The sequence below is a fragment of the Burkholderia sp. DN3021 genome (assembly GCF_049805555.1).
In the GTDB taxonomy this organism is placed as follows: Bacteria; Pseudomonadota; Gammaproteobacteria; order Burkholderiales; family Burkholderiaceae; genus Burkholderia; species Burkholderia pyrrocinia_C.
This window is the reverse complement of record NZ_JBNCAB010000170.1, coordinates 1-4298: the sequence shown is the minus strand read 5'-3', so window position 1 is coordinate 4298 and position 4298 is coordinate 1. Positions and strand designations below refer to the sequence as shown.

1 protein-coding gene and 1 pseudogene are annotated in these 4298 nt (G+C 72.0%); both read left to right on the top strand.

What is annotated here, in order from left to right:
* Positions 1 to 3264: N-acetylmuramoyl-L-alanine amidase (locus tag ACPUER_RS35965; RefSeq protein WP_425133478.1), on the top strand; the 3264-nt coding region annotated here is incomplete at its 5' end.
* A gap of 19 nt (positions 3265 to 3283) precedes the next feature.
* Positions 3284 to 4298: pseudogene (locus tag ACPUER_RS35960) on the top strand (hypothetical protein); the annotation flags it as partial.

Sequence of the window (4298 nt, the reverse complement as noted above, 5' to 3'; positions counted from 1 at the left end):
GTCTCCGCCGCGCCGCAGCCGGGCGTCGAGGCTGCGCCGCCACACCACGACGTCCACTACGACGACGGGTTCGGCCCGCTGCCGCCGCTGCACGCCGCAGCGCCGGTCGCAGCGATCCCCCCTGCGCCGGCACCGGCGCCCGCCGCCGCGCCGGCGCCCGTCTCGCAGGGGATGGGCGACGATGCCGACTTCCGCATTGCCGGCGAGCGCCGCAGCTTTACCTGGCCGCGGCCGCGCAAGCTCTCGACCGTCGAGCGGGCCGCGCTGCGCGCGATATTGAGCGCGAATCCGGCCACCGCGTCGCTGCTGCTGCTGCTGCCGGTCGCGATGCGCAACGGCCTGTCGGTCTCGATCGGCGCAGGCGCGGGCGCCGGGCTGGAAGCCGGGGGCTCGGGCTCGGTCGGCCTCATCTTCGACGCCAATGGCGACGACATCGGCGCCTTCGCGGCGGGCGAGCTCGACTTCGGCTTCATCGTGTCGGCGAGCGTCACCGGCCAGATCAGCCTGCTGCGCGGGCATATCGACGATTTCGCGGGCGCCGGCACGTCCGTGGGCGTGATGATCGGCGAAGCCCCGGCGGGCGGCATCTCGGCGCTGTTCAACGCCCGCAACGAATTCGTCGGCGTCACGCTGTCGGCCGGCGTCAGCGTCGGCAGCCCGGTGAGCATCTTCGTCGGCGTCTCGCGCGCCGCGTCGGGCACGATCGCTACCGCGTCGTCGCTCGCGTGGTCGCGCAGCCTGAGCGACGACCCGGAGGCGTACGGCATCGATACGCCGCCGTACAGCGACGACGACGCGGCCGCCGAGCCGGCCGCAACGGCCAGTGCGCTGGCGCTGGGGGCGCGCGAGAACAGTCTCGTCACGCGCACCGCGGCCAGCCCGAATTTCGACGAGGGGCGCGGCAGCAGGACGATCGACCGCATCATCATCCACATCGCCGACGTGCCCACCGTGCAGCACGTGGTGAATACCTTCACCAATGCCGCGTCCAAGGTGAGTTCGCATTATCTGGTCGGGCAGGCGGGCGAAGTCGTCCAGTTCGTCTCCGAGGCCGATACGGCGTGGCACTGCAAGGGCTCGAACCAGCGCAGCATCGGCATCGAGCATATCGCGGTGAAGCGCGGCGGCGCCGACTACCCGCGTCGCAACGGCACCGTCCAGCATTTCGACGCGCTGGCGCCGACTCCGCTCCAGTACGAAACCTCGGCGGCGCTGGTCGCGTCGCTGTGCGACAAGTATCAGCTGCCGATCAATCGCACCACGATCATGGGCCATCGCGAGGCCGACACGTCGACCGGCCATACCGCGTGCCCCGACGGCAACTGGGACTGGGACTACTTCATGCGGCTGGTCAACAGCCGCACCTGCCAGCCGCAGTCGGCCGGCCAGGCGCTGGGGCTCGCCGCCCGCGGCCTCGGCGACGACATTCCGCTCGATCCGGGCGTCGGCGGCCTGTCGATCGGCACCGATGCGCTGGAGATCGGCGACATCATTCTCAGCACCACCGGCAATCCCGGCTCCGGCGTCATTCGTGCCGGCTCCGGCGCCGAGGTCAGCCATGCGATGCTCTATGTCGGGCAAGGCGGGCAGGTGATCGAGGCGATTCCCGGCGGGGTCCAGCTGCGCCCGCTCGCGGATGCGCTGGCCGACGCGCGCCTCGCGGTCGCGTTCCGGGTGCCGGGCCTGACCGATACGCAGAAGCGGCAGGTCGCCGATGCCGCCGCGCGCTACCTCGATCGCGGCTTCAACTATGTCGGGCTGGTCCGCTGCGGCGGCTACCTGATCGATCGCCACGCGTGCGAACTGCTGTCGGGCGACGCGGCGGAGCGCTGCCGCCGTTTCGTCGGCCGCATCGAGCTCGGCGAAGGCGCCGACACCGACAACTTCTTCTGCTCGCAACTGGTCGCCCAGTCCTTCCAGGACGCGGGCAAGCCGATCGTCAGCGTGCCGCCGCACTGGGTGCCGCCGGGCGATCTCGCCAGCCTGTCGACCGGCACGATGGCCCCGGGAACGCTCGCGTATGTCGGCCACCTGAAGGCGCCGATCCCGAGCCGCGGCTTCTTCGGCATCGGCCAGGCGCTGTCGGTCGCCCCGGGCACCGCGCGCGCGCTGGGCGCCGACGACTGGACGGTGAACTGGGACGAGGTGCAGCTGACCCCGCAGCCTACCGACATGGGGTGCTGGGCAACGGCCGCGTCGATGGTGATCGGCTGGCGCGACAACCAGAGCGTCGACCCGGCGCTGCTCGCGCGCTGCATCAGCCTCGAGCGCCAGATGCAGGATGGCCTGAAGCCGGCCGAGGTGGCGGTCTTCGCCGGGGCGTCGAGCCTCACGGTCGAACCCAATGCGTGCTTCGCGCCCGAAGGCTTTCGGCGGTTGCTCGAGGCCAACGGGCCGATCTGGGTCGCCGAAGTCGTGCGCGCGCCGGTCAACTTCTTCCATGCGGTGGTGGTGACGGGCATGTATCGCAGCGGCGACGCGTATTTCGTGCGGATCACCGATCCGCTGGACCGCGTGGTCGGCACGCCGGGCCATCCCGGCGCGCGGACCCTGCCGCCGACCCACGCGACCGGCAGCCGCTACATCATGACTTACGAGGATTTCGTGTCGGAATACGAGGCCGCGGCCGGCATCGGCGTGATCCAGCTCATGCATGCGGGCGGCACGTTCGGCCACATGATCAATCGCGGCAGCGCGGCGGGCGCCGGCTACGCGCTCGGCGTCGAGCCGCCGGCCGCGGGCGGCGAATTCGGCTTCGGCGTGAGCCTGACCCGGCGCACCGAGAGTCGCGACGGGCGCAGCTACGATCTCGCGCAACTGGCCGGGCTGGTCCAGCCCGCCAATGCGCTGGCGGGCGGCGCCGGCCAGCCGCGCATGACCGGTCAGCGCATCGCCCTCGACGACTGGCCGTACATCGACGGGCCGAGCGGCCGCACGTCGGCGCCGGTGACGATCGACTGGGCGTGGCAGGGCGGCGCGGTCGGCGACGTGGCGATTTCGCCGGGCGACGGGCAGATGCTCGACGGCTGGAGCGCGCTCGTGCGCGCCGATATCGGCCGCGGTTCCGGCACCCCCGAGCGGGCGAGCGTCAAGCTGCGCATCACCACCACGTTCCGGCATGCCGGCGAGGAGGATCAGATCGGCGTGACCGAGGTGGCGCTGAACGGCGACGGCCGCTTCCAGACCGTGCACGGCGCCGACGGCGCGGCGCCGCTCCCGGCAAGCGGCACGCAACCCGCGGCGCGCGAATTGCAGCCCGCCTGACCCCAGAGGGACACGCGCGATGGCCCGCCACATTCCCCCTCCGCCGCCGCGCGGCGCGGCAACGCCCGCGATGGCGCTCGCTCGCGACGCGTTCGGCCGCGAGATCGTCGACGGCTCCGGATCGAGCGACCCGGGCAGGCAGGACGGCGCGTTGCCGCAAGCGACGCCGGCCGGCGGCCCGGGCGCGTCGGCGCCCCCCAAGGAGAAGGCGACCGACGCCATCGGCCGGCGTGCGGCGGCACTGGCCGACGCGATCGACTTTCCGACCTTTGTCGCGAGCCTCGTGCATGGCACGTACGACGCGATCGTCGACAGCTCGATCAAGCAGGTCGAGAGTTTCGCCGATCTGGTCGGCGCGGTGGCCAAGCCGCTTGACCAGTTCGCGCAGGAGAACGTGACCGACGGACAGGCGCGCGCGTGGCTGGTCGAGCAGTATCCGCACGACGTGACGCTGGTGCAGGACGGCGGCGAATACCGTCTCGCGCCGGTGGTCCGGCCCGGCGACGACGACGCGGCGCCCGCGCCCGCGTGGCTCGCCGAATTCGGCGCCGCCGACGGCGCGTTCGACGCCCAGACGCTCGAATCGGTGGTGCTGCCCCGCGCCCGCGAGCGCGTCGCGCAACATCGGCTGTCGACGCTGTCGACGATGGTGCTGCTGGGCATGCAGCGCGTCGTGGTCAAGGACGGGACGATCGCCGCCAGCCTCAATTTCCAGGCCAAGGCGCGCGATCGGGCCGCCGTGCAGTACGCGACGTCGAACGACCCGTCGTCGGGACAGACGACCTGGGGCGGACGGGGGACGTCGGGCGACGTCGTCACCACGGTTTCGACCGTTGCGGTCAATGCGCAAACCGATACCGATCTCAAGGCGACGCTGACCGGGAAGGTGAGCATCAATTTCGCGTCGGAGACACTGCCGCTCGACCGTTTCGTCGACGAGGCGTCGCGCAATCTGCTGGAGCGGCACAGCCGGCCCGCGGCGCGGATCGCGCCGCCGGCGCCGACGGCCGCGCCGGTCGCCCAGCCTGCCGCGC